At 47.6% G+C, this 25,931-nt stretch carries 26 protein-coding genes and 1 pseudogene; 16 read left to right on the top strand and 11 right to left on the bottom strand.

What is annotated here, in order from left to right:
* The first annotated feature begins 23 nt into the window (after positions 1–23).
* The 3 genes from HP401_RS11530 to HP401_RS11520 all read left to right on the top strand — a co-directional run bounded on the left by HP401_RS11530 (position 24) and on the right by HP401_RS11520 (position 2,617).
* Positions 24–416: a hypothetical protein gene (locus tag HP401_RS11530; protein WP_015892854.1), complete on the top strand. Its 393-nt coding sequence runs from the start codon at positions 24–26 to the stop codon at positions 414–416.
* A 129-nt stretch (positions 417–545) separates the two neighbouring features.
* Entirely contained in the window at positions 546–1,019 is a 474-nt protein-coding gene (locus tag HP401_RS11525; RefSeq protein WP_016740341.1) for an MgtC/SapB family protein, read from the top strand.
* Between the two features lie 485 nt (positions 1,020–1,504).
* Positions 1,505–2,617, top strand: coding sequence for an aminopeptidase (locus HP401_RS11520; protein ID WP_173605074.1), 1,113 nt, complete (start codon positions 1,505–1,507; stop codon positions 2,615–2,617).
* 25 nt (positions 2,618–2,642) lie between these two features.
* Here HP401_RS11520 and HP401_RS11515 read toward each other — a convergent pair whose 3' ends face one another.
* Both HP401_RS11515 and HP401_RS11510 read right to left on the bottom strand, forming a co-directional pair.
* Positions 2,643–3,071, bottom strand: a complete 429-nt coding sequence (locus HP401_RS11515) for a DMT family transporter (RefSeq protein WP_015892851.1) — start codon at positions 3,069–3,071, stop codon at positions 2,643–2,645.
* A gap of 23 nt (positions 3,072–3,094) precedes the next feature.
* Positions 3,095–3,793 carry a cyclic nucleotide-binding domain-containing protein gene (locus HP401_RS11510; RefSeq protein WP_173605073.1) on the bottom strand — a complete coding sequence of 233 codons (699 nt, stop codon included), beginning with the start codon at positions 3,791–3,793 and terminating at the stop codon, positions 3,095–3,097.
* A 191-nt stretch (positions 3,794–3,984) separates the two neighbouring features.
* Here HP401_RS11510 and HP401_RS11505 point away from each other — a divergent pair, with 191 nt between their 5' ends.
* Positions 3,985–4,869: an NAD(P)-dependent oxidoreductase gene (locus HP401_RS11505; protein ID WP_173605072.1), complete on the top strand. Its 885-nt coding sequence runs from the start codon at positions 3,985–3,987 to the stop codon at positions 4,867–4,869.
* 51 nt (positions 4,870–4,920) lie between these two features.
* On the opposite strand, the gene HP401_RS11500 is transcribed toward HP401_RS11505, so the two are convergent.
* Positions 4,921–5,982 (bottom strand): AI-2E family transporter, encoded by a 1,062-nt coding sequence (locus HP401_RS11500; RefSeq protein ID WP_064203109.1) that lies wholly within the window; start codon positions 5,980–5,982, stop codon positions 4,921–4,923.
* A gap of 203 nt (positions 5,983–6,185) precedes the next feature.
* On the opposite strand from HP401_RS11500, the gene HP401_RS11495 reads away from it, so the two are divergent.
* Positions 6,186–9,098 (top strand): WG repeat-containing protein, encoded by a 2,913-nt coding sequence (locus tag HP401_RS11495; RefSeq protein ID WP_173605071.1) that lies wholly within the window; start codon positions 6,186–6,188, stop codon positions 9,096–9,098.
* Between the two features lie 50 nt (positions 9,099–9,148).
* On the opposite strand, the gene HP401_RS11490 is transcribed toward HP401_RS11495, so the two are convergent.
* Complete coding sequence (locus HP401_RS11490; RefSeq protein WP_231850512.1) at positions 9,149–9,337, bottom strand: hypothetical protein; 189 nt, start codon at positions 9,335–9,337, stop codon at positions 9,149–9,151.
* 31 nt (positions 9,338–9,368) lie between these two features.
* On the opposite strand from HP401_RS11490, the gene HP401_RS11485 reads away from it, so the two are divergent.
* A complete protein-coding gene (locus tag HP401_RS11485) occupies positions 9,369–9,866 on the top strand; it encodes a GNAT family N-acetyltransferase (protein WP_173605070.1) in 498 nt (165 codons plus the stop codon).
* Positions 9,867–9,939: 73 nt separating this feature from the next.
* Here the strand turns inward: HP401_RS11485 and HP401_RS11480 are convergent, their stop codons facing one another.
* Positions 9,940–10,473, bottom strand: a complete 534-nt coding sequence (locus tag HP401_RS11480; protein WP_016740332.1) for an acyl-CoA thioesterase — start codon at positions 10,471–10,473, stop codon at positions 9,940–9,942.
* A gap of 167 nt (positions 10,474–10,640) precedes the next feature.
* Between HP401_RS11480 and HP401_RS11475 the strand changes: the two genes are divergently transcribed.
* The 10 genes from HP401_RS11475 (at position 10,641) to cydC (ending at position 23,060) form a co-directional block, all read left to right on the top strand.
* Positions 10,641–10,850: a hypothetical protein gene (locus HP401_RS11475; RefSeq protein WP_142497230.1), complete on the top strand. Its 210-nt coding sequence runs from the start codon at positions 10,641–10,643 to the stop codon at positions 10,848–10,850.
* Positions 10,851–11,229: 379 nt separating this feature from the next.
* Positions 11,230–12,174 carry a GNAT family N-acetyltransferase gene (locus tag HP401_RS11470; RefSeq protein WP_173605069.1) on the top strand — a complete coding sequence of 315 codons (945 nt, stop codon included), beginning with the start codon at positions 11,230–11,232 and terminating at the stop codon, positions 12,172–12,174.
* A gap of 232 nt (positions 12,175–12,406) precedes the next feature.
* Complete coding sequence (gene spoIIP / locus HP401_RS11465; RefSeq protein WP_173605068.1) at positions 12,407–14,149, top strand: stage II sporulation protein P; 1,743 nt, start codon at positions 12,407–12,409, stop codon at positions 14,147–14,149.
* Between the two features lie 145 nt (positions 14,150–14,294).
* Complete coding sequence (locus tag HP401_RS11460) at positions 14,295–15,158, top strand: pentapeptide repeat-containing protein (protein WP_173605067.1); 864 nt, start codon at positions 14,295–14,297, stop codon at positions 15,156–15,158.
* A 284-nt stretch (positions 15,159–15,442) separates the two neighbouring features.
* The gene (locus tag HP401_RS11455; protein ID WP_173605066.1) at positions 15,443–16,027 is read left to right on the top strand and encodes a sigma-70 family RNA polymerase sigma factor; all 585 of its coding nucleotides are present in this window, start codon (positions 15,443–15,445) and stop codon (positions 16,025–16,027) included.
* The gene (locus HP401_RS11450) at positions 16,017–16,751 is read left to right on the top strand and encodes a hypothetical protein (protein ID WP_173605065.1); all 735 of its coding nucleotides are present in this window, start codon (positions 16,017–16,019) and stop codon (positions 16,749–16,751) included. The genes HP401_RS11455 and HP401_RS11450 overlap by 11 nt, the downstream gene beginning before the upstream one ends.
* 394 nt (positions 16,752–17,145) lie before the next feature.
* Positions 17,146–18,561 carry a cytochrome ubiquinol oxidase subunit I gene (locus HP401_RS11445; RefSeq protein ID WP_173605064.1) on the top strand — a complete coding sequence of 472 codons (1,416 nt, stop codon included), beginning with the start codon at positions 17,146–17,148 and terminating at the stop codon, positions 18,559–18,561.
* Entirely contained in the window at positions 18,551–19,564 is a 1,014-nt protein-coding gene (gene cydB / locus HP401_RS11440) for a cytochrome d ubiquinol oxidase subunit II (protein WP_173605063.1), read from the top strand. Before HP401_RS11445 ends, cydB begins: the two co-directional genes overlap by 11 nt.
* Positions 19,564–21,309: a thiol reductant ABC exporter subunit CydD gene (cydD, locus tag HP401_RS11435; protein WP_173605062.1), complete on the top strand. Its 1,746-nt coding sequence runs from the start codon at positions 19,564–19,566 to the stop codon at positions 21,307–21,309. The genes cydB and cydD overlap by 1 nt, the downstream gene beginning before the upstream one ends.
* Positions 21,306–23,060, top strand: coding sequence for a thiol reductant ABC exporter subunit CydC (gene cydC / locus HP401_RS11430; protein WP_173605061.1), 1,755 nt, complete (start codon positions 21,306–21,308; stop codon positions 23,058–23,060). Before cydD ends, cydC begins: the two co-directional genes overlap by 4 nt.
* Before the next feature lie 44 nt (positions 23,061–23,104).
* Here cydC and HP401_RS11425 read toward each other — a convergent pair whose 3' ends face one another.
* The 6 genes and pseudogenes from HP401_RS11425 to HP401_RS11400 all read right to left on the bottom strand — a co-directional run.
* Entirely contained in the window at positions 23,105–23,443 is a 339-nt protein-coding gene (locus tag HP401_RS11425; protein ID WP_015892832.1) for a YmaF family protein, read from the bottom strand.
* Between the two features lie 128 nt (positions 23,444–23,571).
* On the bottom strand, positions 23,572–24,135 hold the full coding sequence (lepB, locus tag HP401_RS11420) for a signal peptidase I (protein WP_015892831.1): 564 nt from the start codon (positions 24,133–24,135) through the stop codon (positions 23,572–23,574).
* A 111-nt stretch (positions 24,136–24,246) separates the two neighbouring features.
* Positions 24,247–24,717, bottom strand: coding sequence for a GNAT family N-acetyltransferase (locus HP401_RS11415; RefSeq protein WP_173605177.1), 471 nt, complete (start codon positions 24,715–24,717; stop codon positions 24,247–24,249).
* Positions 24,718–24,743: 26 nt separating this feature from the next.
* Positions 24,744–24,923 (bottom strand): hypothetical protein, encoded by a 180-nt coding sequence (locus tag HP401_RS11410; RefSeq protein WP_015892829.1) that lies wholly within the window; start codon positions 24,921–24,923, stop codon positions 24,744–24,746.
* Positions 24,924–25,102: 179 nt separating this feature from the next.
* Positions 25,103–25,459, bottom strand: a complete 357-nt coding sequence (locus HP401_RS11405; protein WP_173605060.1) for a group I truncated hemoglobin — start codon at positions 25,457–25,459, stop codon at positions 25,103–25,105.
* Positions 25,460–25,598: 139 nt separating this feature from the next.
* Positions 25,599–25,931: pseudogene (locus HP401_RS11400) on the bottom strand (hypothetical protein); the annotation flags it as partial.

Raw genomic sequence — 25,931 nt, 5'->3', positions numbered from 1 at the left:
AATCCTTCGTAGGAGGGATCCAGATGAAATACATGGCATTATGGTTTATTCTGGGAATCGTTTTTTCCATAACACTCGCCGCGAAACAGATCAAGCCTTGGCTGAAATTCGTTATATTCGGTTACTATCTCGTGCTATCTTACCTATTTATCTCTCGTAAAGAAGAGATATATAGTGAATATCATCGGGTGCCCGTGCCAGAGAAGTTCTGGGAAACCAACTCGGATTGGGTGGGACTCATGCTCGGCTTTTATTTTGTCCCATTTCTTCTCATCCTGCTGTTCATCTACTTTTGGCTGTTTCGAAATGCCAACGGTGTGAAGAAACGGTTTCTCATTTCTCTTACCATTGTACCCGCAGCGATTATCTATCTATGCTTGCTGTTTGTTTTCAGTATGTACGGATATCGACCTTGATAAGTTGAACAAGCTACAAGCGGACGGTTAACAGGCGTCCGTTTTTCTGTTTAAAAAAGTTTCCGATGCTAGGTCTATTTTTCGGATCTGCACATATCATGTCTCTATCGCAATAAGAAGGTGACGAGGATGGAGACTCTTCAATGGTTGTATGTGCAGTATGACTTGGAAATGTATGTGCGGGTAGTGGTGAGCGCGATTCTCGGTTTGTTTATCGGGTGGGATCGCTCGCACAGAAACAAGCCTGCCGGGCTGAAAACGTACATGTACGTGTCTGTAGCCTGCACGCTCATCACACTCGTTTCCATTTACAGCACAAAGCTGTACAGTGCGCCTGGCAACGGAACGATGATGGACCCGATGCGCTTGGCTGCGCAGATTGTCACAGGTCTTGGCTTTTTGGGAGCAGGCGTTATCTTGAAGGACGGTTTGAAAGTAAAAGGACTGACCTCAGCAGCCATGATCTTTTTCGCTGGAGGGATTGGCATAGGGATCGGTGCCGGATTTTACGGCATTGTGATATTCTCGGTCATCATTTCCTTTGTACTTGCGAGGATCAGTCAGCGTGTGGAGGATGTCCAGCACAAGCGGTTAGGAAAGTGAATCATGGAGAAGCGGTGTATTAGCATCGCTTTTTACTTTTTGCAGGAGCTGTAGTGGGAGGAAGAAGCGAATTTCCAGTCTGCGCTTCGGCCTCCGCCCCGCAAGAAGTATGACTGTCCGCTTCGGAATAAATGGCGGGAGCGCTTCAAACGTAGAAGTTTCGAGGAAGTATTTCATAAGTGAAGCTTAAATTCCCCGCCATTTATTCCTACGCTAGGTTGGGCTCCAGAGGCGCTTGGACTGGAAATTCGCTTCTTCCTACGTAGCTTCTCGGCACGAAATCATCCACAGCTGTCCGAAAGCCCTGTCACATGTTTGGAAGGAGACCGCCCGAACGAAGCGAGGATATAGGCGACTGGAAAACATGTGGCAGGGCTTCTCCCGACCACAACAGTGTGGTGATCACTTGTTTTCCGATGATATTCCTCTGACAAACGCACGCTATGCTGGAAGGGTAATGATAATCCGGAAAGGACGCGTGTCAGATGAGAGATGAAAGACTAGGGAAAATAGCCGACAACTTAATTTCGTACAGCCTGGATGTGCAAGCTAAGCAGCATATTATGATCATGGTCGTGGATGAAGGAGAAGCGCTGGCAATGGAGCTGGTGAAGCGCCTGTATGCGAAGGGAGCGTATCCTCACCTGCGTTTTGTGCGGCCAAGGGTCCAGCGGGAATGGTTGAAAGGGCTAACCGAAGAGCAACTTGCCCAGACCGTTCAGTTTGAAAAGGATCTGTGGTTTGGCATACAGGGCTATATCGGCATTCATGGCGAGACAAATGACAGGGAGATGAAGGATGTTCCGCAGGAGAAATACCGTCTGTACGCACAAGCGTATGATTCCATTTTCCATCATGTCGACAATCAAATTACAGGACTGCGCATAAACTACCCGACCTCGGCCCTTGCTCAAAAGGCCAACATGACGACAGATGCATTTGAGGATTTTTATTTCAATGTATGTTCACTCGATTATCGGAAAATGGCCGAAGCGTGCCAGCCGTTGTACGACCTCATGGACAAAACGGACAAGGTGCGCATCGTCGGACCAGGGACAGACCTGACGTTTTCGATCAAAGGGATTGGGACGCGGACAGCGGTAGGCAAACGAAACATTCCCGATGGCGAAGTGTATACCTCTCCCGTGCGCGATTCGATTCACGGGACGATCAGCTACAATACGCCCAGCAACTTCAAAGGAACAACGTTTGAAAACGTCCGGTTTACTTTTCGGGAGGGAAAGATTGTCGAGGCGTACGCTAACCATACAGACAAGCTTATCGAAATATTGGACACGGACGAGGGGGCACGCTACATCGGTGAATTCGCCATTGCGTTTAACCCGTACATTTTGCACCCGATGGGGGATACTTTGTTTGATGAAAAAATCGCTGGCAGCTTCCATCTTACACCGGGTCGTGCCTATGATCAGGCGGATAACGGCAACCGCAGCGCGATTCATTGGGACCTGATCTGTATTCAGCGTCCGGAATACGGTGGCGGCGAAATCTGGTTTGACGATGTACTCATTCGAAAAGACGGAAGGTTTGTACATGAGGCGTTGCTGGGGCTGAATCCGGAGCAATTGATTCTGTAGGGGAGGGCGATAATGCCCTCCTCCTTTATTTGAGTTTGAAAACGACTACGCCTGCGATCATGATGCCGATTCCGATGATCTTGTTCAAGGTGATCGGAACCTTTTGGACACCGAACAGGCCGAGAGAATCAATGAGCAGAGCGACGAGCAATTGTGAAATGAGCAGAATCGATACGGCATAAGCAGGCCCGATGGACGTAATGCCTTTCATCACACTAAAAACGATCACTGCCCCGAAAACGCCCCCAAGCAAATACACCTTGTTCACTTCCCCGATGCTTTTCCAATCGCCATCACGAACGTAAAGAAAGATCGAGAACGATACAAGAAAGCCTACCGCATGAACAATTGCATTGGTTTGCCACAATCCGAGCTTTGTACTGGCTTGCGCATTGAACACGCTTTGCAGACAAATAAAAACGCCAGCGAGTAACGAAAAGAGAATGCCTTGCACAATAAGACCTCCTATGTGGTTGATCACTCATAGATGTTTCCGCTTGCAAGCTCACTGATTTTTTCTCGATCCTTGATAATTAGTGCGCTTTTTTTGCGTTCGATCACGGATGCTGCGCAAAGATTGCGGATGACCCGGTTCAAATGCCGATAGCTCGTACCCAACAGCTCGGCAACCTCTGTTAGCTTCGCCGTCTTTAGCTCCTCGGAAGCCGTCCACCCTGTATCGCTGGACAATGTGGAGAGCAAATAGCTGGCAAAGCGATTTTCAACGGGATACAGCAGATTCAGGCTGGTGGAGTTCGATGATGTATACAGCTTGTGACTGATTTTATGAAGAATGAATTGCAAAAAAGGCGGGTGGTTCTGGTACTTTTCCTGCAAGACGTGAAAGGGGAGACTAACCACGAGACTTCGATGGACAAATTCAACCGTATTGCGAACCTCGCATTGTGTGACATACTCGACGTCCCCGATAATCGCGAGTGGATTGTTAAAGCGCAGCAACAACGATTTTCCATTAGGGAGTGTCGTGAAAATTTTGATTTTTCCCTTCAGAATGAAGTACATATGGTGAAGCTGATCGCCCTTCGAACAGAGGATATCACCCTTCTCAGCCTGATACAGGCGCATTTCATGGAAAGTAGCGGTATCAAAAATATCGGGCAAGGGACTATTTTGCACCAGCGTATGCAAAAGGGTGCGGTCGTGAAGTTCTTTCATGTATCAAGCCTCCTGCTCGTTTGCTTGCAGGTTATACCCTCTCTAGTAAAAGACATTCGCGCGCGAAAAAAAAGGACATATGTCCCTTTTCTCAGTTAAACACAGAAGACGCGTAGCAGGAATATTCGGATAGATTCGAGAAGTACAATTGTCGAGAGAATAGGAAAGAGAGAAACGAAGGAGTGGTTCACATGGCTTTACCTGTAAGTGAAAGAATCATTGGATTTGTAGGAACGGGTGTCATGGGGAAAAGCATGGCAAACCATTTTCTGCAAGCAGGATATACAGTGCTGGTGTACACGCGGACAAAGGAAAAAGCGGCAGATTTGCTGGCAGCCGGCGCGATTTGGAAGGAACATGTCAGTGAACTGGCAAAAGAGGCAAATGTCATCATTACTATGGTGGGCTACCCATCTGATGTCGAGGAAGTGTATCTCGGCGTGGATGGAATTGTGGCAAATGCGAAGCCGGGCACTTATTTGATCGATATGACGACATCAAAGCCGTCGCTGGCGAAACATATTTATGAGGAAGCCAAAAAGCACGAGCTGCATTCCCTGGATGCGCCTGTCTCCGGTGGAGATGTGGGGGCACGTGAAGCGCGACTGACCATCATGGTTGGTGGCGATCAGGAAGTATTTGATGCGATGGAGCCAGTGTTTACGATCATGGGGACAAACGTCGTGTTGCAGGGTGGACCAGGTGCAGGTCAGCATACGAAAATGTGCAACCAGATTTGCATTGCGACGAACATGATCGGTGTGTGTGAAGCGATCGCGTATGCGAAAAAAGCAGGTCTGGACCCAGAGAAAGTGCTGACGAGCATTGGAGCAGGTGCGGCAGGTAGCTGGTCGCTGTCGAATCTGGCGCCGCGCATGATCGCGGGCAACTTTGCCCCTGGCTTTTACGTCAAACATTTTATCAAGGACATGGGAATCGCCTTGGAAGCAGCGGAGGAAATGGGGCTGATGACACCAGGACTCGCACTCTCCAAATCGCTTTATGAAGAACTGGCAGCAAACGGCGAGGCAGATAGCGGCACGCAAGCTTTGATCAAATGGTTTGAAGGCAAGTAAAGGCAAAAAGGAGCCCTTTTCACGAGGGGCTCCTTCTCTATGTCCATCATGTTACGTGTTGACTTGTACATCTCGTACATCCTTTGGAACGGATTTATTTTTGGTAGGAGGTTGTTCCATTTTCTTCACTTCCAAGATGTCCAGCAAGAAAACAAAGGACGGAATTCCAACAATCAGTCCCCATACTCCAAAGAAATGCTCGGAAAAGATCAGAACGATAAATGTGTAGAAAATCGGCAAGTGAGTCTTCGTTGCCATTAAGCGAGGATTCAACACATAGGCTTCCAGCGCGTGAATCACCATGATGAAAATGAGCAAATAGACGACGGTTGCGATACCACCGACACTGAAGGCGATGGCACTGAGCGGAATCAATGAAATGGCGACACCTGCAACTGGAATGAGTCCCAGTATGAAGACCATGATCGCGAGTCCCAAAAGATTCGGAAAGCCCATGATCCATAGACCGATGACGGTGAAGGTCGTATTGAATAAGGCGATCAACAGCTGTGTTTCAATTACTTTGCCAAAGGTCAGGATGAATTTTTGACTGAAGTAGGCAATCTCGTTGTATAACCAGGATAATTTGCTCGTACGAAATTGAGCAGTAAACGTAACGACATTGTCTTTGCCGAGCAGGAAAAACAGGCTCAAAATAATCGCCAGAAAGACATTGAACCCAACGTTTCTGACCACTGCGAGAAAATCAAGGCTGCCTTGAACAATTCCCTTCATATCTAGCTTCCCAACAACAGACATAAGATAGGGGGCAAACTCATTGTTCTGATTTTGGTGGTACACTTCCTCGATGGAATGGAACAATTGTCCGGTTTGATGAATCAGAGCCGGAATGGCTTTCATCCCACCCACAACGAGAAAGAATGTCAGCAACATATAGAGAAAAATGAGAATCAGCTTGGGATGGATCGGCACGACTTTGTGTGTGACACGCGTGAGGTATTGATGCAGCCGATTCATTAAATAGGTAACTAAAAAGGTAAGCAAAACCATGTTCAGCATACTTCCCAAGGAGTAAAGCAATAAACAAAACAACGCCAAAATCCCAAATCGTCTTACATCCGGCTTTTGCAAGGCGGCAGCAAAGAAATTCATGGGAACATCCTTTCCAAGTGCTCTTTTCAGCACTCCCATCCGTATACGATGATTATACTGCGTCGGTGTGAACAATTATAGCACGCTTAAAAGCGAGTGGAGGGAAAGAAAAGGTTCCAGTTGTTTGAAAAAGTGCAACGAAACTATTTCGCCCTACGAAGCGTCAAAGGGAGGGAATGTTTGACAAGGGAGGCCAATCACCAATGAACATAAAAACAAAAACCGCGAGTCTGGTTACCGCGGTCGTACTCGGGGCAAGTGCGTGGACTTCTTCTGTCCATGCGGCTACGTTTTCCCAGATTCAGCCGTATACAACAGACTACAAAATCGGTTTTACGGACGGTAACAAGCTGGTCACACAGGCCATTTATGATGATTTTGAGCGATCTTCCAAAAACATGATCGTAACAAAGGGCGGTAAAAAGGGAATTCTCGACGCGCGGACAGGGAAAGAAATAACTCCCGCGATTTGGGATTATATCGACATTCCGGAGTCCAAAAATATCGCGATTGTTCAAAAAGACGGCTGGTTCCAATATATCGATTTGAAGACGAACAAGCTGTCGACCATGAAGTTTGCTGGGGCGCATCCGTATTATTTATCCAATGAGCAGGGGACAGCGATTATGTTCTCAGGAAAATCATCGATGGTGATCCATGTAGATGGAAGGGTGCTGCTTCCGCCAGTTGCAGGCAAGCTGTCGATGGTACAGCTCGTTGCTCCTGATCAGACGGAAAATAAAGAGGCGGAGAAAAAGCGTTATTTCGTCGCGACTACTCCCAAAGAGCTTATCATGTACGATCCCGCTTCCGGCAAAAAGCTGTTTGCACTGCCAAAAGCAGAACTAATTCCAAACGAAGGCGGTCCTGACACTGCATATCTCAAGGTGCGATCCGGTGGAAAAGAAGGCTTGATTGATCGCAATGGCAAGTACGTACTTGAGCCCAAATACACCGCTATTTATGTTTGGAACAATGGATACTTTCAAGTGGTCGGACCCAAGGGACAAGGGCTGTGGAAAGACGGACGGATGCTGGCAGAGCCCATTTACAAAGAAGTTGGGTTCGAGCATAACAATCCGGATGTGTACTACACAGTTTCTGGAGATGTCATCACGTATCATTCCAAGTCCAGAGGTACGTCGCATCCATTGAAAAAGGGAGCCCAGTACTTGCATGGCAGCTACGTGTTGGGACAGGACCCGAAAACGAATCTGTACGGTGTCCTCCAAGTCGGGGGAGAGACGGTCATCCCCTTTGCGTATCCGCGGGCAGAAGGTCCGCCAGCGGCGCGTTTGCTCGTCCGCAGCGATGGGAAGAAAGCGATCCTCCCAGGCTGGGGAAAAGAAGTCAAGGAGCCTGATTTTTGGTTCGACTCGTATGTGACGTTGGGCAGCTACAGCATGCTTAGCATTAAGGACGGAAACAAAATCGGACTTTATTCTGAAGATGAAGGCTTGGTCCTGTCTCCTGTTGAGAATCGAATCATTCGCCACGAGGGAGTGACGGGGGAGGTGCTGGTAACAGAGCCAGATGGAAGGGTGCTGCGATACAGCATCAGTGGGAAACAAATAGAAGCTGTCAATCCCAATACGTTGTCCGATGATTTGACGAAAAAGTATGAGCCGGGAAAAGGCGAGATGATTGTGGACCGCAAGACGAACCAACCAATCAGCAAGCTCTACCAATCTATTTATATGGATTCCGATACCAATGTCATCGTTGCAATGGATCACGATTGGGCGGATCTTTATACCCCTGATGGCAAGCTGTTGACTAAGGAGATCAAAGTCGCGGTGTGGAAGTCAGGCAACGACGGACCGCCTCTTACCTTGATCAAAGTTGCTGATTCCGTATACACGATGGGTGTGAGAGCGGGGAATGTCGGAATGGCGATGATCAAGGTCGATGACGGGCAACTCCAGGTCGTGAGCGATTTTGTGTATCGTGATGCAAACCAAATGATAGTACAAAATCAAAAGATCGTGATGACAGCACGGTTGGACGGTACCCAGGATGCATGGGCGCAAGAAGGGAACCAGCTCGCGAACAAGCTCACGAGCGTGAAAGGTTTTCACACGGAATCTTATTTTGATCGGGTATTGATTCAGTCAACTACAGGATGGGATGTCTATTCACCACAGTTGCTCCGCTTAAGCACGGGCGATTATCAGTCCATGAAGTATATGCACATATATGATCTCAAGACGGGTGCCATTGCCTATCAGGACAAGAAGACGGGATTGTACGGCCTTATGTCGCTGGAAGGAAAGGTGCTGACAGCGGCCAAATATGAGGCGATTTTGCCAACAAGCAAAGTATTCCCACAAGTGTGGAGCGAGGCAGACGTTCAGACGCCTTATGTATTCACAACCAAAGACCAGTTCGGTTATCTCAATCAAGGTGGGCAAGAGCAGTTTGCTACAAGATTCCTGACGAAAAAACCTGTGGTCTCCTATAGTCCGATCACGTTCCAATCGTTTACGGCTTACTCGGATACAATACGAGCACGCCCGCTTGAGCTGATCGATTTCGGCAAACCATATAGCTGGCCAGCTGGAGGCAACAGCGAGAGCCACTTTTTTGCCAATCTGGCGCTTTATTTAAATCTGCCGAAGGATGCAGGCAAGCAGGCGGTACTTGCTGAGCTGGTGTCCAAGGGAATCGTCAAGGCAGATGAGAACCGCTCTGTTATGAGTGACGAGGATATGTTCCGAGTGGCTTATTTCATGGCGACAGGCAATACAAGCCAAGCGATGACGGCGCCACAGGTGATGGAGTGGGCACAGAAGCGGGGAATTGTGCCGGTACGAGAGGGAATGAGCTACTACATGACCATGAATTTGTACGCGGAGTATCAGCACATTTTGATGACAGAGCTCATGCGTTCCCTGAAAGGAAAAAAAGTCCTCAAGCCAAAGGTGTTAACGACGACTTCACTCAGTGACGTACAACAGCAAATGCTCACAACAGCACTGATCGTGAATGGAAAGCCAGCCAATCAACTGCGAGTGCCGCTCCCACAAGCCGAGTGGCAAAAAGCCATTCAAGGCTTGGTCAACCAGTACAACAAGCAAGCGGCTCAATTGTTGGCGGCCTATGAAGCGAAGCTGTGAGCACATAAACGTAACGGCGCGGGTGTTCATCCTGCGCCATTCTTATGCTATTAAAAAAACGGCCAATATTTTACAATTAACCAATAGAAGGCAGCGTGAACGCAAGCCGAGACGGCTAAGGACACAATGAATGAAACAAACGAAATCTGATCGAGCTTGTAAGCGACAAAGAAAAATATCGTAAAGGCAATAAAGGCGATAAACGTGCCTTCTTCCAAATAAGCAACTGCCAAATTCATTCCACCTCGATTCAAGAAAGGATACGTACTCATGATGATTACTGTCGAAAAATTAAGCAAACAAGATGCAGCCAGCTTGTTTCAATTTGAAGTGCGCAATCGCGCCTTTTTTGAAAAATCGGTTCCCAGCCGGGGAGACGCTTACTACCAATATGACCATTTTTTACAGGGTCTGCAAGCCTTGCTTGACGAGCAGGAGCAAGGTATCTCGTTTTTTGGCCTCATCAAAAACAGCCAGGGTGACATCTTGGGCAGAATGAATTTGGTAGACATCGAGAAAGACGAAGGAATTGGACATCTCGGCTATCGAGTCGGGGAAGATACCGCTGGAAAAGGAGTGGCTTCACAGGCACTGAAGCTCTTTTTGGAGGGGCATGTTCCCCACTTGAATGTCAGAATGATCTGTGCGAAAACCACACTGGATAACATCTCCTCGCAAAAAGTGTTGTTGAAAAATGGATTCGAACCCTATGACATGGAGTCGGAAACATCGGATGACTTTCTCCACTATCGCTTGTGCGTTGTTTAAAAAGCTGCCGGCTGAAGGTATGAAGCTACAGCCAAAAGTCCCCTGCCTGTAAATGGTAAGGGGACTTTTAGCGTTACGGGGTGTTCAGTAATGGCTCCCACGGACGTCTCGTTCCGAGCATATCCGCGAGATGCTTGTTATCCTTGCGCCTGATTTTTCGTGCTGCAGCACGCTCGTCAGCACCATTGTGCAGGAATACTTCCTCTTCCGTCTCCGGCACGATCTTGGGTACAGGGGTAGGCCGCCCATCCTCGCCGATCGCTACAAACGTGAGAAAGGATGTGGCACAGACGCATCGTACGCCCGTTAGCAAATCCTCCGCAACAATTTTGACGAATACCTCCATCGACGTGTTATGCGTCCATATGACGAAGGCTTCGAGTGCAACCTCATTGTCCACCCGGATTGGCTGCAAAAAGTCGACGGAATCTGTGGAGGCTGTCACAACCGGCCCCCGGGCATGCTTCATGGCAGAGATCGATGCAACATCGTCGATATGCGCCATCAGCCTGCCGCCGAACAGCGTATTGTGATTGTTTGTATCTGGGGGCAGCACATGGCTTGCCTTGAACGTGCGCGACTCCCGAACAAAACGTTGAATCGTCATAAAGGTAGCTCCCTTCTTTCTTGCAATCAGATTATGAATGATGAAAATCTTCTCTTCTTTTCATTGTTCCACAAAAAAATGGATCTATTCTTCTTCAGTGGAGTAAGGCGGCGAATTTTATCAAAGGCTATGGACGGGATAAGGTATGCAAGAGGAGGTTTTCCGGTTTGGGGGACTATGTGCAGTATTTCAATAATCTTGTCGCTTCGATCAATGATATTCCGAACAAGCTGATGAGCGTTGTATCTGTGATTCATGCACCTATTCAGCATTTGACGAACACATTGATTGTCACAAACATCCTGTTGGGTCTACTTGTACTGACCGCCATTGCGAATGTGTATATGCTTTGGCGAAACGGCAAAAAGAGACACTGATGCTGTTGCCACGAATGTCATTTGCCGCTATACTTGTGGAGTAGTTTCTGGATAATAATGTAACGGTTGTTGCTACGACCGTCTCTATATCGAATTGGTATGCATGTAAAAACAGCGGAAAGGAGGGTATCCACATGAAAAAAAGATCATTACTGTCTTTGCCAAAAGGAATTGGATACTCCACCGCTGTTTTCTTTGATCTGGCTCAATCACGGGAGAAGTATGTCCAAAAATGGATATAGCGACGATCCTTTGATGTAGTGGGATTCATCAGGATACAGTGGAAAAACGCCACAGGTCGCATTCCTGTGGCTTTCTTTTTAGGGCACCGCAGGATTTCCTGTGGTGTTTTTTATTTCGAAAAAGGGAGATGGATTGTATGCAAAGAAACGGAGAGAGCATTTACGTAAGACTGGTACAAGAATCGGATGCACAGAGCCTCTTGGCGCTTGAATTGAGAAACAGAGACTTCTTTCAAAACTTCACAGGGACGAGAGAAGAGGAGTTTTACACGCTGGAAGGACAAATCGACAGGATCAAGAGCGCGATGGCATTAAAAGAAGAAGACAGAGGGTATGCTTTTGTCATCGCCAAAAAAGGACAGGATGAAATCATTGGGGAAGTCATCCTTTCAGAGGTCGTAAGAGTTAATCTGCAAAGCTGCTGGATCGGCTACTTCCTGGACAAAGAGCATAATGGAAAAGGCTACATGACGGAAGCCGTAAAGCTCGTCGTTGACTATGCCTTCGATACATTAGGTCTTCACCGTTTGGAAGCAGGAGTGATGCCGCATAATATAGGCTCGATCAAGGTGCTGCTAAAAGCTGGTTTCCACAAGGAAGGGATTGCCAAGAAAAACGTTAAAATCAATGGACGGTGGGAAGATCACCAAACACTGGCGATCGTCAAAGAAGAACAAGCCGACCAGGTGAAGCCCAAGGTTCAGCGCAAAAATCCTGGTACAGTTGCTCCGCCTATGGGACCCTATACACATCTGACGGTCGTTCCAAAAGGAGCCGATTTGTTCATACTTTCTGGGCAGGTAGGAATGGATCTTCACGGAGAGCTGCCGACAAATATGAAAGAACAAGTAGAAAACACGCTACAGAACATACTGCGCAATTTTGAAAGTGAGTCCGTTACTGCGGACCATATCATCAAAATCAATATATGGGCAACCGAGCAAATGGATTGGAAGCATTTTAATCAAGTGTGGGAGAAGTTCCATGGGGGGACACCGCCAGCGATGACCATGTCTTACGTCCCGTCATTGGCAGTCCCTTCGCTCAAAGTGGAGATAGAAGCTTGGGCAGCGAAATGGTAGGAAGGAAATAGAGGAGAAAGAAAAGGGTGAGGCTTTTTGCTTCATCCTTTTTTCTGTAACTTTTTTCTAGAAAATACGTCACTATTTTCAGGAGATAGAATGATCGTGACGTTATTGCTGTTTTGAGAGCAAAAGATGTCAAAACATGAAGGAAAATGCGGACGAATCGAGAAGTTCTTTCTATTAGTGGATTTTTCCAAAAATAAGAGAAAAACAGAGGGGAACGAGGAACTTGCTTTTACGAGTAAATGTCAGCTTGCTAGCTGTTTTCTTCCTGATTTTGCTGATGCCTCTGTCCATTGCGCGAGCGGCCACCCATGTAGAAGTGGCGGTCGATCAGTTAAATATTCGAAGCGAGCCAGGTACGACTACCCAGATCGTTGCAACACTCAAAAAAGCGACGCGATTGCCAATCACCAAACAGCAAAAAGATTGGACACAGGTAAAGCTGCCGAACGGCAATACCGGATGGATCAATAATAAGTATGTGAAAATGATAGAAGTTCCACAGATCAAATATGTCAAAAGCAATGTGGACATGCTGAATGTTCGGGCAGAACCAAATCCCACTGCACAAATTTTGCAGATCATCGACAAAAACGGTGTGTTTTTGCAAATGAGAAAGCAAGGGGAATGGGCACAAATTAAGCTGTCGGATCAAAAGAACGGCTGGGTGAAAGCTAGTTTCTTGACGGAGACAACGGCACCACCACCACCAAAACCACCCCAGGTACCAGCACAAATCCCAGACCCGACAACAATTCCAGCACCACCCCCTCCCCCTCCTGTACTCCCATCCAATACAGGGAGTGGATTTGGGCAAGGGACAATCGTATTAACCGAAGGCTATGAAGTTTATGCACAGCCAGATATTCTTGGTACCGTCATTGGTGAAATCCATGGCGGGATGACAATCAATCATTACGGATATGCAAATGGCTGGTACACCATCAACTTTAACGGGACCAATGCCTATATCTTCAAACCAATGGAACAGACTGGGGTCGTTCAGCCACCGTCGAGTCCAGCACCGGGGGCACCAGCGACTTTGCCAACAACACCGCCTCCCTCTGTACAAGAACTACAGATTCGCGTCAAAAACCCTGATTCTAACATCCGTAACGGTCCCACAACCGATCATGCCATTATCGGAACCGTTCAACCCGGACAAGTATTCCCGGTTGTGCAAACCGTAGGAGACTGGTATCTCATCAGGCTGGCAGACAATTCGACCGCCTACATCGCGGGGTGGATCGTAGATAAGATTCAACCAGCGGGTACTCTGCCACCGACAGGAGCAACGTACGAGTACAACAGTGGGATGATTGGAAACGAGAAAGTGTATATCTATCACACCCATAATCGTGAGTCATGGCGAAATGTTGCACGGAACCAACAAGGGAGCTCGGTAGATGATCCCGAGATTAACATCACGCTTGTTGGAAAAAGGCTGGGCGAGCTGTTGCAAGCAAGAGGTATTTCGGCAATGGCGAGCCAAGACGATTTCGCTCAGAGATTGAGGGAACAAAATAAAAGCTACTCGATGTCTTATACCGAGTCGTACAAGGCGGTAGCGGCAGCGGCTGCAACCAGTCCACACTTGCAGTACATCTTCGATATTCATCGGGACAGTGATGAGCCACGCAGCAAGGTAGCGATCACGATCAATGGCAAAACCTATTCCCGGATGCTGTTTGTAATCGGAACAGCGAACCCGAACCATCTGGCGAACAAAAAGCTGGCAGAAGAGCTGAACGCCCGTCTGGAAGCCTCTTATCCCGGTTTGTCGCGGGGGATTATCCTGAAAGGTTCAAATCAAGGGAACGGGGTGTACAATCAGTCCATTTCCGAGGGAGCCCTGCTTTTGGAATTCGGTGGTACAAACAACACCTTGGAAGAAGGCTATAATACAGCAGAAGCCTTTGCCGAAGTCTTTGGGAATTACCTGATCGAATCTCAAATCGCATTCAAATAAAAGGTATTGAGCGTTTATTTGAAGACCGCAAGCGGTCACATTCTGTTTTATGAAAAACATCGAGATGTTTTTCACAGATTCAAGTAGCACGATTCTTTTCGCCACACGCGAGAGAATCGTGTTTTTTTCCAGGAGGATCATTACTATGGCTACGCATCAAGAATACATCCAATCTAACAATAACAGTCGCGGTCATCTTCAAGGTGACTGTGAAAGCTGCTTTGGCTTGTGCTGTGTGGCATTGCCTTTTGCTGCTTCCTCTGACTTTGCTATCAATAAAGACGCAGGCAAGCCCTGTAGTAACTTACAGGCAGACTTCCGTTGTGGTGTTCACACAAAGCTGAGAGACATCGGCTTTCGCGGTTGTACGGTCTACGATTGTTTTGGAGCGGGTCAAAAGGTGTCTCAAGTCACTTATGACGGCCAAGATTGGCGTAAAGAACCCGGATCAGCGAAACAAATGTACGAAGTATTTCCGATCGTGTGGCAGCTTCATGAGCTGCTCTGGTATATGACAGAGGCGTTGACCAAGGAAGCTGCCCAGTCCCTCCATCCCGCATTGCAGGAAGCTTTGGAGGAGACACAGCGCCTGACGGATCAGAGTCCCGAGGCCATCCTGAAGCTGGACGTCGCTCTTCATCGAGCAAAAGTTAACGAACTATTGCTACGGACAAGTGAACTGGTACGCAAGGACGCTGTTGCCAAGTACAAAGGGGGCAAGCAAGGAAAGTCTTACGGTCGAGGCGCTGATCTCATCGGTGCCAAGCTTAAAGGCGCTGATTTACGAGGAGCCCAATTGCGCGGCGCTTATTTGATTGCTGCTGATCTGAGAGGAGCAGATTTGCGGGGAGCTGACCTCATTGGTGCAGATTTTCGCGATACAGATGTAAGCGGAGCGAACTTGACGGAGACGTTGTTTCTCACGCAGGTTCAGCTCAACGCGGCGAAGGGCGATGCAAGCACCAAGCTGCCACCATCGTTCACCCGTCCATCGCATTGGGCTAAATAATGAACCAAAAGCAGGATGTCATTCGTTGACAGCCTGCTTTTTTTTCCGTCATTTGTTTACCTCCAAGATCAGATGCATTTTACGAGTGTGGATTTGAATGCAGGCCGATTATTTCTATTGTTTCGACTACCGCTACTCTTCATAGGGTATCCACACGTTATTTCCTCCGATCTTTGAAAAACGTTGTTAATACATTTCTACTTTTGCCGTATTAACTATCGTGAGGCTCACAATCAAACAAATTGCGCACTTTGTTTATTCCATCCAGAAGGGAGGGGAAGTAGTTGGAGATTGCCCCAGTGAACACAGGCATCTGCCAAACAGAAGAACACGAAAAGCAAGCGGAAGGCATGTCGACCGAAACTTTTGCCCAAATTTATGGGGCGTACTATAAGCGCGTCTACAAATATATTTGCTATCGTATCAATAATCACTACACAGCGGAAGAAATATGCAGTCATGTGTTTGAAATGGTGATTTCAAAATACAGCAGCTTCTCGCCGGATAAATCAAACTTTGAGGTCTGGTTGTTTGCGATCGCTAGAAACGCGGTGACAGATTACTTCCGCTCACAGAAAAAAAGAATCAGCTTTTCATTGGATTCGATTCTGAATCTGGTCTTGCCGAAGTCGTCACCTGAGGACATCGTGATCCGCGACGACAATCATCAAGCCTTATTTCAAGCACTGGCGAAGCTGAGTGACAAGGAGCGCAATATCATCGCCATGAAGTATGCGGCTGGTCTTAAAAACGCAGAAATCGCAGAACTGCTTGGTGTGAGTGGTTCAAATATTGGCGTTGTTCTCTACAGATGCTTGAAAAAGCTGCAAATGGAATTGCAAAAAGGGGGCTTCCGTTATGAAGAGTAAGCATGATCTAGACGATTTTCGTGAACTTACCGACTTGCTTACTGATCTGGAATTAGATGACGCGACTCCAAAAGTCAACATATACAATCGGCTGAAATTCAAATTGGAATCAGGAAACATACAACCACATGAAAAGGACGGGATTTATATGAAAATGAATAAATGGAAAGCCGCCACAGTTAGTGCTGTTGCTGTTGTTTGCCTGTTAGGTGCATTCTCGACTACGTCGTTTGCCCAAGGAATGCTCCAGACGATCTTGGCACGCTTTCAGGTGGGGAACATGGAGATTACCCAATATGATAAAGAGCTGCCTGCTACACAGTCCAATACCCAAGGAAGCAATACACCTATAGAACTAAAGGAACACCCACAGATGACATTGGAAGAAGCACGCGTAGCTAGCAAAATGGACTTTCCCGCACCGACATGGATGCCAGAGCATTATTCCTATTACAACACCTTCATTCAAGCCGAGGGTATGGTAGAAGTTCAGTATGAAAAAGAGGAAGAGTTTATTTCCTTCTTGATTTCAAAGGGTGGCGAAAACGGCATCAGCACGACAGAGGGTGTCGAGATCGAAACCATTGGCGGGAAAAAGGTATATTTCGCTAACGGAATCGTGATTTGGGAGTATGAAGGATTTACGGTTGAGCTGTACCATCAGAAGGACCTTGATACTGTGACCCTTGGCAACATCATCAAATCCTTCACTGTCAAAAAATAAGCAGTTGTTACTTAACCACGTACCGAGGCACACTGACTTTGATTGCTTTTCGAGGTCGGTGATCGTCTGGGTATTCCACTCAAGATGGGCCTAGTAATAGGGCCCATTTTTCTATGTGCCGTCACAGAGTGTTAAAAATCATGTAACGAATCGGACACCCACTAGGGTCAAAAGTCCTGCTACAATGACAAATGACCGGAGATATATTGGGTAAAACAAAAAACTCTCTCACGAAGATGAATGCGAAAAGGGGGTTACAGGAGAGAGAATCATTTGTGAATTTTTTCACGTATAATTGTGATATTTTTCACAAAGTCGTCATGTATGCCGGTTTCCCCACAGATATAATTCTGGTACATAAAGGCCAAAACGCGAATAGAAAGGGATCTTGTACATGGACATAGTGGATTTGGGACGACTTCAATTTGCGATAACAACAATCTTTCATTTTGTTTTTGTGCCGATTTCCATCGGGCTGTCCTTATTGGTAGCCATTATGGAAACGATGTATGTGGTAAAAAAGAATGATTTGTACAAAAAAATGGCCAAGTTTTGGGGAACCTTTTTACTCATCAATTTTGCTGTCGGGATTGTGACAGGGATTATGCAGGAGTTCCAATTTGGGATGAACTGGTCTGATTTCTCACGATTCGTCGGTGACGTATTTGGGACACCACTAGCGATTGAGGCTCTTTTAGCATTTTTCCTCGAATCGACTTTTATTGGACTATGGGTGTTTGGTTGGGATCGTTTGTCCAAAGGTGTGCATCTCGCATGTATTTGGCTCGTATCCATCGGAACGATTCTTTCGGCTCTTTGGATTCTGGCAGCCAACTCGTTCATGCAGCAGCCAGTGGGCTTCGTTATCAATAACGGACGTGCAGAGATGGTCGATTTCTTTGCTCTTCTTACCAATGGACAATTACTATATGAATTCCCGCATACCGTATTTGCGGCAATTGCGACAGGTGCCTTCCTGGTAGCAGGTATCAGTGCTTGGAAGCTGTTGAAAAAACAAGATGTTACATTCTTTGTGCAATCTTTCAAAATTGCGATCGTGGTCGCATTGATTTCCTCGTTTGCGATTGCTCAATTCGGTCATGGTCAGGCACAGTATTTGGTTGCTACCCAGCCGATGAAAATGGCAGCGAGTGAAGGGCTGTGGAAAACAAGCGCTGACCCAGCTCCTTGGACGGTTTTTGCAACGATTGATCCAGAAAAACAAGAAAACGGCTTTGACATAAAAATTCCTTATTTGCTTAGCGTTCTGACGTACAACTCGCTTTCAGGTTCTGTACCGGGCATGCTGGAATTGCAGGCAGAGTATGAGAAAACCTACGGTCCAGGAAACTACATACCACCAGTTCGGACGACCTTCTGGAGCTTCCGCATCATGGTGGCGGGTGGTAGTGCGATGATTTTACTGGCTTTGTATGGGGCATATCTCGCTTTACGCAAAAAGCTGGAACAGCCAAATAAGCGATTCATGCAGCTGATGGTTGCGGGTATCTCGTTGCCATTCATCGCAAACTCAGCGGGGTGGATCATGACGGAGGTAGGTCGTCAGCCATGGACGGTATTCGGGCTGTTGCGTGTTGAAGATTCCGTTTCCCCAAGCATTAGCACAGGAGCGGTATGGTTCTCTCTCATCGCCTTCACGACGATTTATCTCATCCTGCTGTGCCTCTTGGCTTATCTGTTTGCTCGTGTGGCCAAAAAAGGACCGGAATTGGATGGTCATGAGGAAGTAGAGGATTTGCAGCTTCAGGATCCATTTGATCGTGTAAGGAGTGAACGTTATGGAGCTTAATGAACTGTGGTTCCTGCTCATTGCCGTACTGTTTACCGGATTTTTCTTTCTCGAAGGGTTCGACTTTGGGGTCGGCATGGCGACGCGCCTGCTATCACGAAATGATTTGCAAACCCGGGTTCTGATCAATACGATTGGCCCGTTCTGGGATGCCAATGAAGTGTGGCTGATTACAGCCGCTGGTGCGATGTTCGCAGCGTTTCCAGAGTGGTATTCCACGATGTTTAGCGGATATTATCTCGTGCTTACGCTGATTCTGCTTGCGTTGATTGGGCGAGGGGTAGCATTTGAATTTAGAGGCAAAGGGAAAGGCGAGGCTTGGAAAAAGGCGTGGGACGCAGCGATTTTGATTGGTAGTTTTGTCCCGCCGATGTTGTTCGGAATGGTGTTTGCCAGCTTGGTGAAGGGTGTGCCGATTGATCAGAATATGGAAATGAGTGCGGGCTTCTCTGATATTGTGAATGGATACTCGTTGTGGGCAGGTGTGACAGTTACGGGACTATGCTTGCTGCACGGTCTAAACTTTATCTCGCTGCGCACTGTGGGCGAGCTGCGTGAAAAATCACGTGTACTGGCAGCAAAGCTCTTGCCGATGCAGGCGGTTCTCATGGCAGTGCTTGTAGGGTGGACATTCATGGTAACCGATCTGTTTGAGCGGCAGGGTGTTTTGTTGACAGTAGCTGTACTCTTAGGTGTTATCGCTTTTGTACTGGCTCGTCACTACTTGAGACAAGGCAGGGAAGGCTGGGCTTTTGGGATGACAGGTGCGATGATCCTGTTGACGTTCGTCTCGATGTTTATCGGTTTGTTCCCACGGGTGATGGTCAGCACGATTGATAGTGCGTTTGATTTGACCCTTTATAATGCTGCTTCGAGTCCATACACGTTAAAAGCAATGACCATTGTTGCAGCAGTGCTTTTACCGTTTGTGCTAGCCTATCAGGCTTGGAGCTACTTCGTTTTCCACAAACGAGTCACTGAAAAGGATCATTTGGAGTACTAATGGACAAGGAATTGTTCCGCTTACAAGGAATCCGACCGGTTATGCTGCTGCTAGCCGGTCTTTCCCTCCTGCAAAGTGTGGCGATTATCGGTCAGGCCCTGTTTTTGGCGAGGTCGATTGCGATCTTATTTGAAGGGCAAACGGTTCAGATGGCGTATCAGCCGCTTGCCCTGTTTTTGGTCCTGATAGTCGCTCGCCATACCACCGTTTGGCTACAAAAGAAAGTCGCTGGCCGTTTTGCAGAAGATGCCAGTGAGTCTTTGCAAGGGCGCGTTCTATCCCGATTGTTCGAGCGTGGTCCACGTTTTGCAGCCAGTGAAGGAAGCGGAAAGCTTGTTACGCTTGTCCTGGAAGGGGTAGATCGTGTACGTACCTACCTGGAGTTGTCTGTTCCGCGTACGCTGGATATGGTTTTTGTTACGTTTCCGCTTCTGGCATTTGTCTACAGGCAAGATGTGATTTCTGGACTGATCCTGATGGTAACGCTACCAGTTCTCATCGGATTTTTTATCGTTCTCGGTCTGGCGGCGCGTAAACAGGCAGACAAACAATGGCGATCATATCGAATGCTTTCCCATCATTTCACCGATTCGCTTCGCGGGCTTGCGACACTCCGGTTTTTGGGACGCAGCAAAGACCACGGGGAGACTGTCGGAAGAGTGAGTGATCAATATCGATCCGCTACGATGCGAACGTTGCGTGTGGCCTTCTTGTCTTCTTTGGCACTCGACTTTTTCAGCATGCTGTCTGTTGCGTTTGTGGCGGTTGGTCTTGGGTTGCGGCTGATTGAAGGGAACGTTGGCTTTGAAACGGCATTGGTCATCCTGATTCTTGCACCGGAATACTTTTTGCCAGTACGGATGCTCGGATCGGATTATCATGCCTCATTGGATGGCAAGGAAGCGCTGGGGACTATTCGTACCATTATCGATAGGGCCGCTACAGATGAACATAAGGCGGAACCGGAAGTAACGGTTAGTCAGACATCTGTGACAGGTGTATGGAATGGAACGATTACCTTGTCCGATATTCGGGTCGTCGGTGAGGATGGCAGACAGGTACTGGGTGAGGTATCTGCGGAATTGGGCAGCAATACGAGAAGAGTGGGTATTGTAGGGGCGAGTGGAGCAGGAAAATCAACCCTTCTCGGAGTGTTAGGCGGCTTTTCGGATCCCGAAGCTGGCGTGATACAAGTAAATGAGCAACCCATTACGGGGGATGCGAAGCAGGAGTGGCAGCGGCAAATCGCTTACATTCCACAGCATCCGTATTTATTCAATCAATCGTTGGCGGATAACATTCGCTTCTATGAACCGGAAGCGACGCAGGAACAGGTGGAGCAGGTGATTCGTGATGTTGGTCTGGGAGAGCTGGTGGACAGCTTGCCAAATGGCTGTGACGAAATCATTGGCGACGGGGGACGCACGTTAAGTGGCGGACAGGTACAGCGGGTTGCATTAGGACGTGCGCTGCTTGGCAACCGACCAGTGATTTTACTCGATGAGCCGACCGCTCACTTGGATATTGAAACGGAATGGGAGCTCAAACAGATCATGTTGTCGGTGTTGGGGGACAGGCGCGTCTTTTTGGCCACACATCGCTTGCATTGGATGCGAGACATGGATTGGATTTGGGTAATGGACCAGGGACGACTGGTTGAAACGGGTACCTATGAACAGCTCGTTGCACAAAAAGGCGTATTTTATCGGTTGTTGACAGCTAGTGCCAAGGAGGAGAAAGGATGAAGGAAGCGCGAGAAGGCAATCAGGGGTGGTTTCTTCCATACTTTCGCCAGTTTTTCTGGCAGTTTGCCGCAGCGACTTTGCTGGGAACCTTGGCAGTGGCATGTGCGAGTGCTTTGCTGTATACGTCCGGGTATTTGATTTCCCGCTCCGCACTCAAGCCCGAAAACGTCTTAATGGTCTATGTTCCGATCGTACTTGTCCGGGCATTTGGCTTTAGCAAAGCAGTCATTCAGTACCTGGAGCGTTTGGTTGGACATGATGCAGCTCTGCGTGTGTTGTCGCGTATGCGTGTGCGATTGTACCAGACAATCGAACCGCAAGATCAGCTCCTCCGCACTCGTTTTCGTACGGGAGATCTGCTTGGTGTATTAGCGGATGACATCGAACAACTACAAAATGTTTATCTGCGCTTTGTGCTGCCAGCCGTCTCGGCGGTGCTCCTCTACGGGGCAGGGATTGTGGCACTGGGACGAATGGACGGGATGTTCGCGCTGCTGATGGCGTTGTACTGTGGTTTTCTGCTGTTTGTTGCACCCGTAGTAGTCTTGTGGTCATCCATTGCCAAGAGTCGTCGGTTCAAGCAAGAGAGACAGGCCGCATATCGGGAGTTGACTGATGCTGTTTTTGGCATGAGTGATTGGATTCTTAGTGGTCGTACACAGCAGTTTCTCCAGTTATTTTCGAAACGGCAAAAGACAGCTGCCCAGATCGAAAACGGCATCCGACGAGGAGAATGGCGAGTACAGTGGATGTCGCAGTGTGCAATCGGTGGAGCCATTGTCTTACTGGTCATCTGGGCGGGTGGACTTGCCGGTGCGAATCAGATTCCTGTTACGTTGATTACTGCGATTGGGCTGGTCGCATTTCCGTTGATGGATGCGTTTGCCCGTATTTCTGATGCAGTTGTGCGAATGCCAGAATACAAGGAGTCTCTGGAGCGGCTTCGGGAGATCGAGGGCGGTCGTCCCTTTGTGGAAGCGCAGAAGAAAAAGGTGGCAGATCAAGCAGGGGGCATTTTGAAGCTCGATCATGTTTGTTTTCGCTACCCGCAGGCCAGCAGTTGGAGTGTGCAGGACGTGTCTTTTGAGGTGGCTCAAGGGGGCAAAATTGCGTTGCTCGGCCGCAGCGGAGCTGGTAAATCGACGATACTGAACTTGATTCGAGGGGCCTTACAGCCGGAAGCAGGTCAGGTGACTGTAAATGGACAGCCTGTCCAGTCAGAAGAGGCTTCTGCTTGTTTGTTTTCCGTGTTGAATCAGCAGCCGTATTTGTTTGACACAACCGTAGCAAATAACATTAGGCTTGGTCGACCCGATGCGTCCGATGAAGAGGTTCGTGCCGTGACAGATCAAGTCGGTCTGGATCAGCTGATTGAATCCCTACCAGACGGTTATCAAACACGGATGCAGGAAACCGGTCTGCGCTTCTCTGGCGGAGAGAGGCAACGTATTGCCCTTGCCCGGATTTTGCTGCAAAACAAGCCGATTGTTCTCCTGGATGAACCGACGGTGGGATTAGATCCGTTGACTGAACGCGATTTGATGGCAACGATCTTCCGTGTCTTGCAAGGAAAAACATTGATTTGGGTGACGCACCACTTGAGCGGGTTAGAGCAAATGGACGAGATCATTTTTATGGAGCAGGGATTCATCTCGATGCGAGGGACACATGAGGAGTTGTATCAGGACAATCCAAGGTATCGCAACCTGTATACAATGGACTGTCCGTTGGTGCCCATGTTGGGAAAATGAGAAGAGGAAGGGAGGCTGTTCCGGAGAGGGACAGCTTTTTTCGCTTAAGATAGGGCCTCACTAGTAACGCCCCGGTAGTAATGAGTGTGCCCGTCATCATAAGTGGTTTGCCCTGAAAACTCGTGGTAATGACTTCCGTCTGGCAACGGAATAGGCGGACCTGTCCAGCCTCTGTAGTGATGCACATGTCCATCATTAAAAGTAGTGGTACCTTCGTAGTAATGGACGTGCCGATCTCTCATTCCTTCTGGGGGCGATGTTCTGCCACGGATTCGGTGACGATGACGATCCGATATGCTCGTCAGTGTATCATACCCATGAAAATGCCCGGGTCGATCGGCAAATCGAATAAAGCGTAATGAATGAGAGTGCTGAGAGCTCATCAAGAAACGCCCCTTTGCATGCATTTATCACTAGTAAATGCGTTTGTCAGCCGTTTCGAAACGGGCATTCGTCTATTGGGAAAAGGAAAGAGAGCCCTCCTCAGTGGAAAAGGCTCTCTCACGTCTGATTAAAACAGTTTTTTCCCCATGATATGATCGAGTGGAATCACGCCAATGACTCTACTATCATCGCTATTGTTACGATTGTCCCCCATCACAAACACATGGTTTTCTGGTATGACGATCTTGGCGTCAGGTAAGTCGACCATTTTTTCTTTTATGTACGGCTCGTTTAATGGCTGTCCATTCCGATACAGGCTCTCGTTTTTAAACTCCAACGTATCGCCAGGTTTTCCGATGACTCGTTTTACCCAGAATGTTTTGGCTTCGCTTTTCCCCATGGCAAGCATGAGTAGAGGATTTTCAAGGATGTCATCTTTTAACGTACGATCTCGGTTTACACGGCTGTCGATCACGACAATATCGTTGTACTCAGGGAGATAAGAGAATGTGTGGGACAATTTCGACACATAGATGCGTTCGTCGTTTTGCAAAGTGGGCTCCATCGATTGTCCATTTACTTTAAAAGGTTGGAGGACAAATACGTTAACCAGCATGGCGAGTGAAAGGGAGATGCCCAATGTTTTGGTCCAGCCCCATATTTCTTTTGCGCTTTTCAAATCAGACCGCATCCTTCCCCGTGAAAGATTTACTTTAGTGTGGCTACTGATTAGTACGTGAAACGGTGCTTTTGGGTTACATAAATGAAAAAGAGAAGCTAGCAAAACAGCGCCAAAATAAGATTAGAGCTTTTTAACAAAAGTAACCCGGTCATTTCCTTTTCCATCATAATTAGAAGTCACATCGATCCCATCCACCCTCTTATCTCCTTTTTCAACGACAAAACCTAGCTTCGTGTGGAAGGAGATTGAGCCTTTATTAACAGGGGAGGTAATGCATCGAATCGTATTACATCCTTTTTGTTCTACGGTTTGAAAGAAATGATGGTATAATTCGCGGCCCCAGCCATCTTTTCTCTTGTCCGGATGTACCCCAACGAAATGAATGTAAGCTTCGTCAGGCAACGTCTGGGACAAGAAGCCGATGAGGAACGCGATGACTTCTCCCTTCTCTTCAACAATAAAGCTCGTTGACTGGAAATGGATAAAAAACAGCTTGGGCAACATATCAGACATTTGTCGCCCACCCCACCAATCGTTAAGGACGGTAATAACTTTGAGGTAGTCTTGCTCTTGTACATTTCGGATTTGCATCATGCGTGCCTCCTTATCAACATGCCTTACTGTGACAAGTCCTTCTGCTCGGGCAATTTTTCCCAGACTACAATGATTAGCGTTGCGATAGGGCCGAGGAATAAAGAGAGAAAAAACCAATTAAGACCGCTACGATTTTTTCCTTGAGCGAGTCCAGCGTTGATGAGGGCCAATGTACCCCAACCAACAACATATTGATCTTTCATTTGCGAATCAGCCTCCATTGTTGAAATATTGCTCTTATTATATAGAGTTGCTAAGAGTTTTACAAAATGTGTAAGAAAAAAGTAAAAATGGCCACTCGAAAACGAGGGCCACTGAGAGGAACTGGTCCGGGAACCGAAGGGGGTCCTGAACCATTGCATCAGGCGTTTTGATAACTCGGTTATTTATACAAAATATCATCCCGGAGTGATCCTACTTTGCTGAGAGCATCGGCAATATCCTCTTCGCTGACACCAAAGTGAGCCAAGGCATCACGCAAATGCTTAACGATGGCATCAAAATGAATAGGTTGCAGATTCATCCCTTCGTGAACCTTTGCCATGGACTGTCCAGTGTATTGATTCGGACCACCGAGGGCATAGCTGATGAACTTAGTTTGGTGTCTACGTTGTTTTTCCATATCCGTGTTTTTGAAAAAGTGGTTCACGGTGTCATCAGCTAAAACTAAATCATAAAAGTAGTCTACTACTTTTGCGACCGTATCTTCCCCACCGTATTTCTCGTAAAATGTACTCATCATTTGCCTCCTTGGGACGGTTGCTTCCCTTATATATTCCACCATGGATGGAAAGTTATTAAAGAAAAGCCCGCAAGCTGATGCCGATTGCATTTCGACGTCAGCCTGTGGACTAGATACCTGCCATGTGCGCTTTGTTTTAGCCAATTTTCCTGATTACTTTCGAATTTCCACCTGAACTGACAATGATCCATCCTTCAGGAACAGGCGAGGCTTGCATTACCTCAATCTGCGTTCCGTTAGGAGCACCATTGACATTTCTGATCACATTCGATCCTCCAAATGCTCGAACCATGACCCATCCGACTGGAATAGGCGAGGCGAGCATCACCTCTATCTCCGTGCCATAAGAAGCACCGTTCATATTCTTGATGACATTCGATCCTCTAAAGGCTCGAACCATGACCCATCCACTAGGGATAGGCGAAGCTAGTAGCACCTCTACCTCCGTGCCATAAGAAGCACCGTTCAT

Source organism: Brevibacillus sp. HB2.2 (assembly GCF_013284275.1).
Lineage (GTDB): Bacteria > Bacillota > Bacilli > Brevibacillales > Brevibacillaceae > Brevibacillus > Brevibacillus brevis_D.
This window is presented reverse-complemented; position numbering and strand designations above follow the sequence as displayed.

Excerpts from the sequence above, each read along its gene's own strand:
- HP401_RS11405 (WP_173605060.1), bottom strand. The coding sequence starts at position 25,459 with ATGAGTACATTTTACGAGAAATACGGTGGGGAAGATACGGTCGCAAAA.
- HP401_RS11485 (WP_173605070.1), top strand. The coding sequence starts at position 9,369 with ATGATGATTACTGTCGAAAAATTAAGCAAACAAGATGCAGCCAGCTTG.
- HP401_RS11520 (WP_173605074.1), top strand. The coding sequence starts at position 1,505 with ATGAGAGATGAAAGACTAGGGAAAATAGCCGACAACTTAATTTCGTAC.
- cydB (WP_173605063.1), top strand. The coding sequence starts at position 18,551 with ATGGAGCTTAATGAACTGTGGTTCCTGCTCATTGCCGTACTGTTTACC.
- HP401_RS11505 (WP_173605072.1), top strand. The coding sequence starts at position 3,985 with ATGGCTTTACCTGTAAGTGAAAGAATCATTGGATTTGTAGGAACGGGT.
- lepB (WP_015892831.1), bottom strand. The coding sequence starts at position 24,135 with ATGCGGTCTGATTTGAAAAGCGCAAAAGAAATATGGGGCTGGACCAAA.
- HP401_RS11510 (WP_173605073.1), bottom strand. The coding sequence starts at position 3,793 with ATGAAAGAACTTCACGACCGCACCCTTTTGCATACGCTGGTGCAAAAT.
- HP401_RS11445 (WP_173605064.1), top strand. The coding sequence starts at position 17,146 with ATGGACATAGTGGATTTGGGACGACTTCAATTTGCGATAACAACAATC.
- HP401_RS11495 (WP_173605071.1), top strand. The coding sequence starts at position 6,186 with ATGAACATAAAAACAAAAACCGCGAGTCTGGTTACCGCGGTCGTACTC.
- HP401_RS11415 (WP_173605177.1), bottom strand. The coding sequence starts at position 24,717 with ATGCAAATCCGAAATGTACAAGAGCAAGACTACCTCAAAGTTATTACC.
- HP401_RS11525 (WP_016740341.1), top strand. The coding sequence starts at position 546 with ATGGAGACTCTTCAATGGTTGTATGTGCAGTATGACTTGGAAATGTAT.
- HP401_RS11450 (WP_173605065.1), top strand. The coding sequence starts at position 16,017 with ATGAAGAGTAAGCATGATCTAGACGATTTTCGTGAACTTACCGACTTG.
- cydC (WP_173605061.1), top strand. The coding sequence starts at position 21,306 with ATGAAGGAAGCGCGAGAAGGCAATCAGGGGTGGTTTCTTCCATACTTT.
- HP401_RS11490 (WP_231850512.1), bottom strand. The coding sequence starts at position 9,337 with ATGAATTTGGCAGTTGCTTATTTGGAAGAAGGCACGTTTATCGCCTTT.
- cydD (WP_173605062.1), top strand. The coding sequence starts at position 19,564 with ATGGACAAGGAATTGTTCCGCTTACAAGGAATCCGACCGGTTATGCTG.
- HP401_RS11500 (WP_064203109.1), bottom strand. The coding sequence starts at position 5,982 with ATGAATTTCTTTGCTGCCGCCTTGCAAAAGCCGGATGTAAGACGATTT.
- HP401_RS11425 (WP_015892832.1), bottom strand. The coding sequence starts at position 23,443 with ATGAGCTCTCAGCACTCTCATTCATTACGCTTTATTCGATTTGCCGAT.
- HP401_RS11480 (WP_016740332.1), bottom strand. The coding sequence starts at position 10,473 with ATGACGATTCAACGTTTTGTTCGGGAGTCGCGCACGTTCAAGGCAAGC.
- HP401_RS11410 (WP_015892829.1), bottom strand. The coding sequence starts at position 24,923 with ATGAAAGATCAATATGTTGTTGGTTGGGGTACATTGGCCCTCATCAAC.
- HP401_RS11470 (WP_173605069.1), top strand. The coding sequence starts at position 11,230 with ATGCAAAGAAACGGAGAGAGCATTTACGTAAGACTGGTACAAGAATCG.
- HP401_RS11530 (WP_015892854.1), top strand. The coding sequence starts at position 24 with ATGAAATACATGGCATTATGGTTTATTCTGGGAATCGTTTTTTCCATA.
- HP401_RS11460 (WP_173605067.1), top strand. The coding sequence starts at position 14,295 with ATGGCTACGCATCAAGAATACATCCAATCTAACAATAACAGTCGCGGT.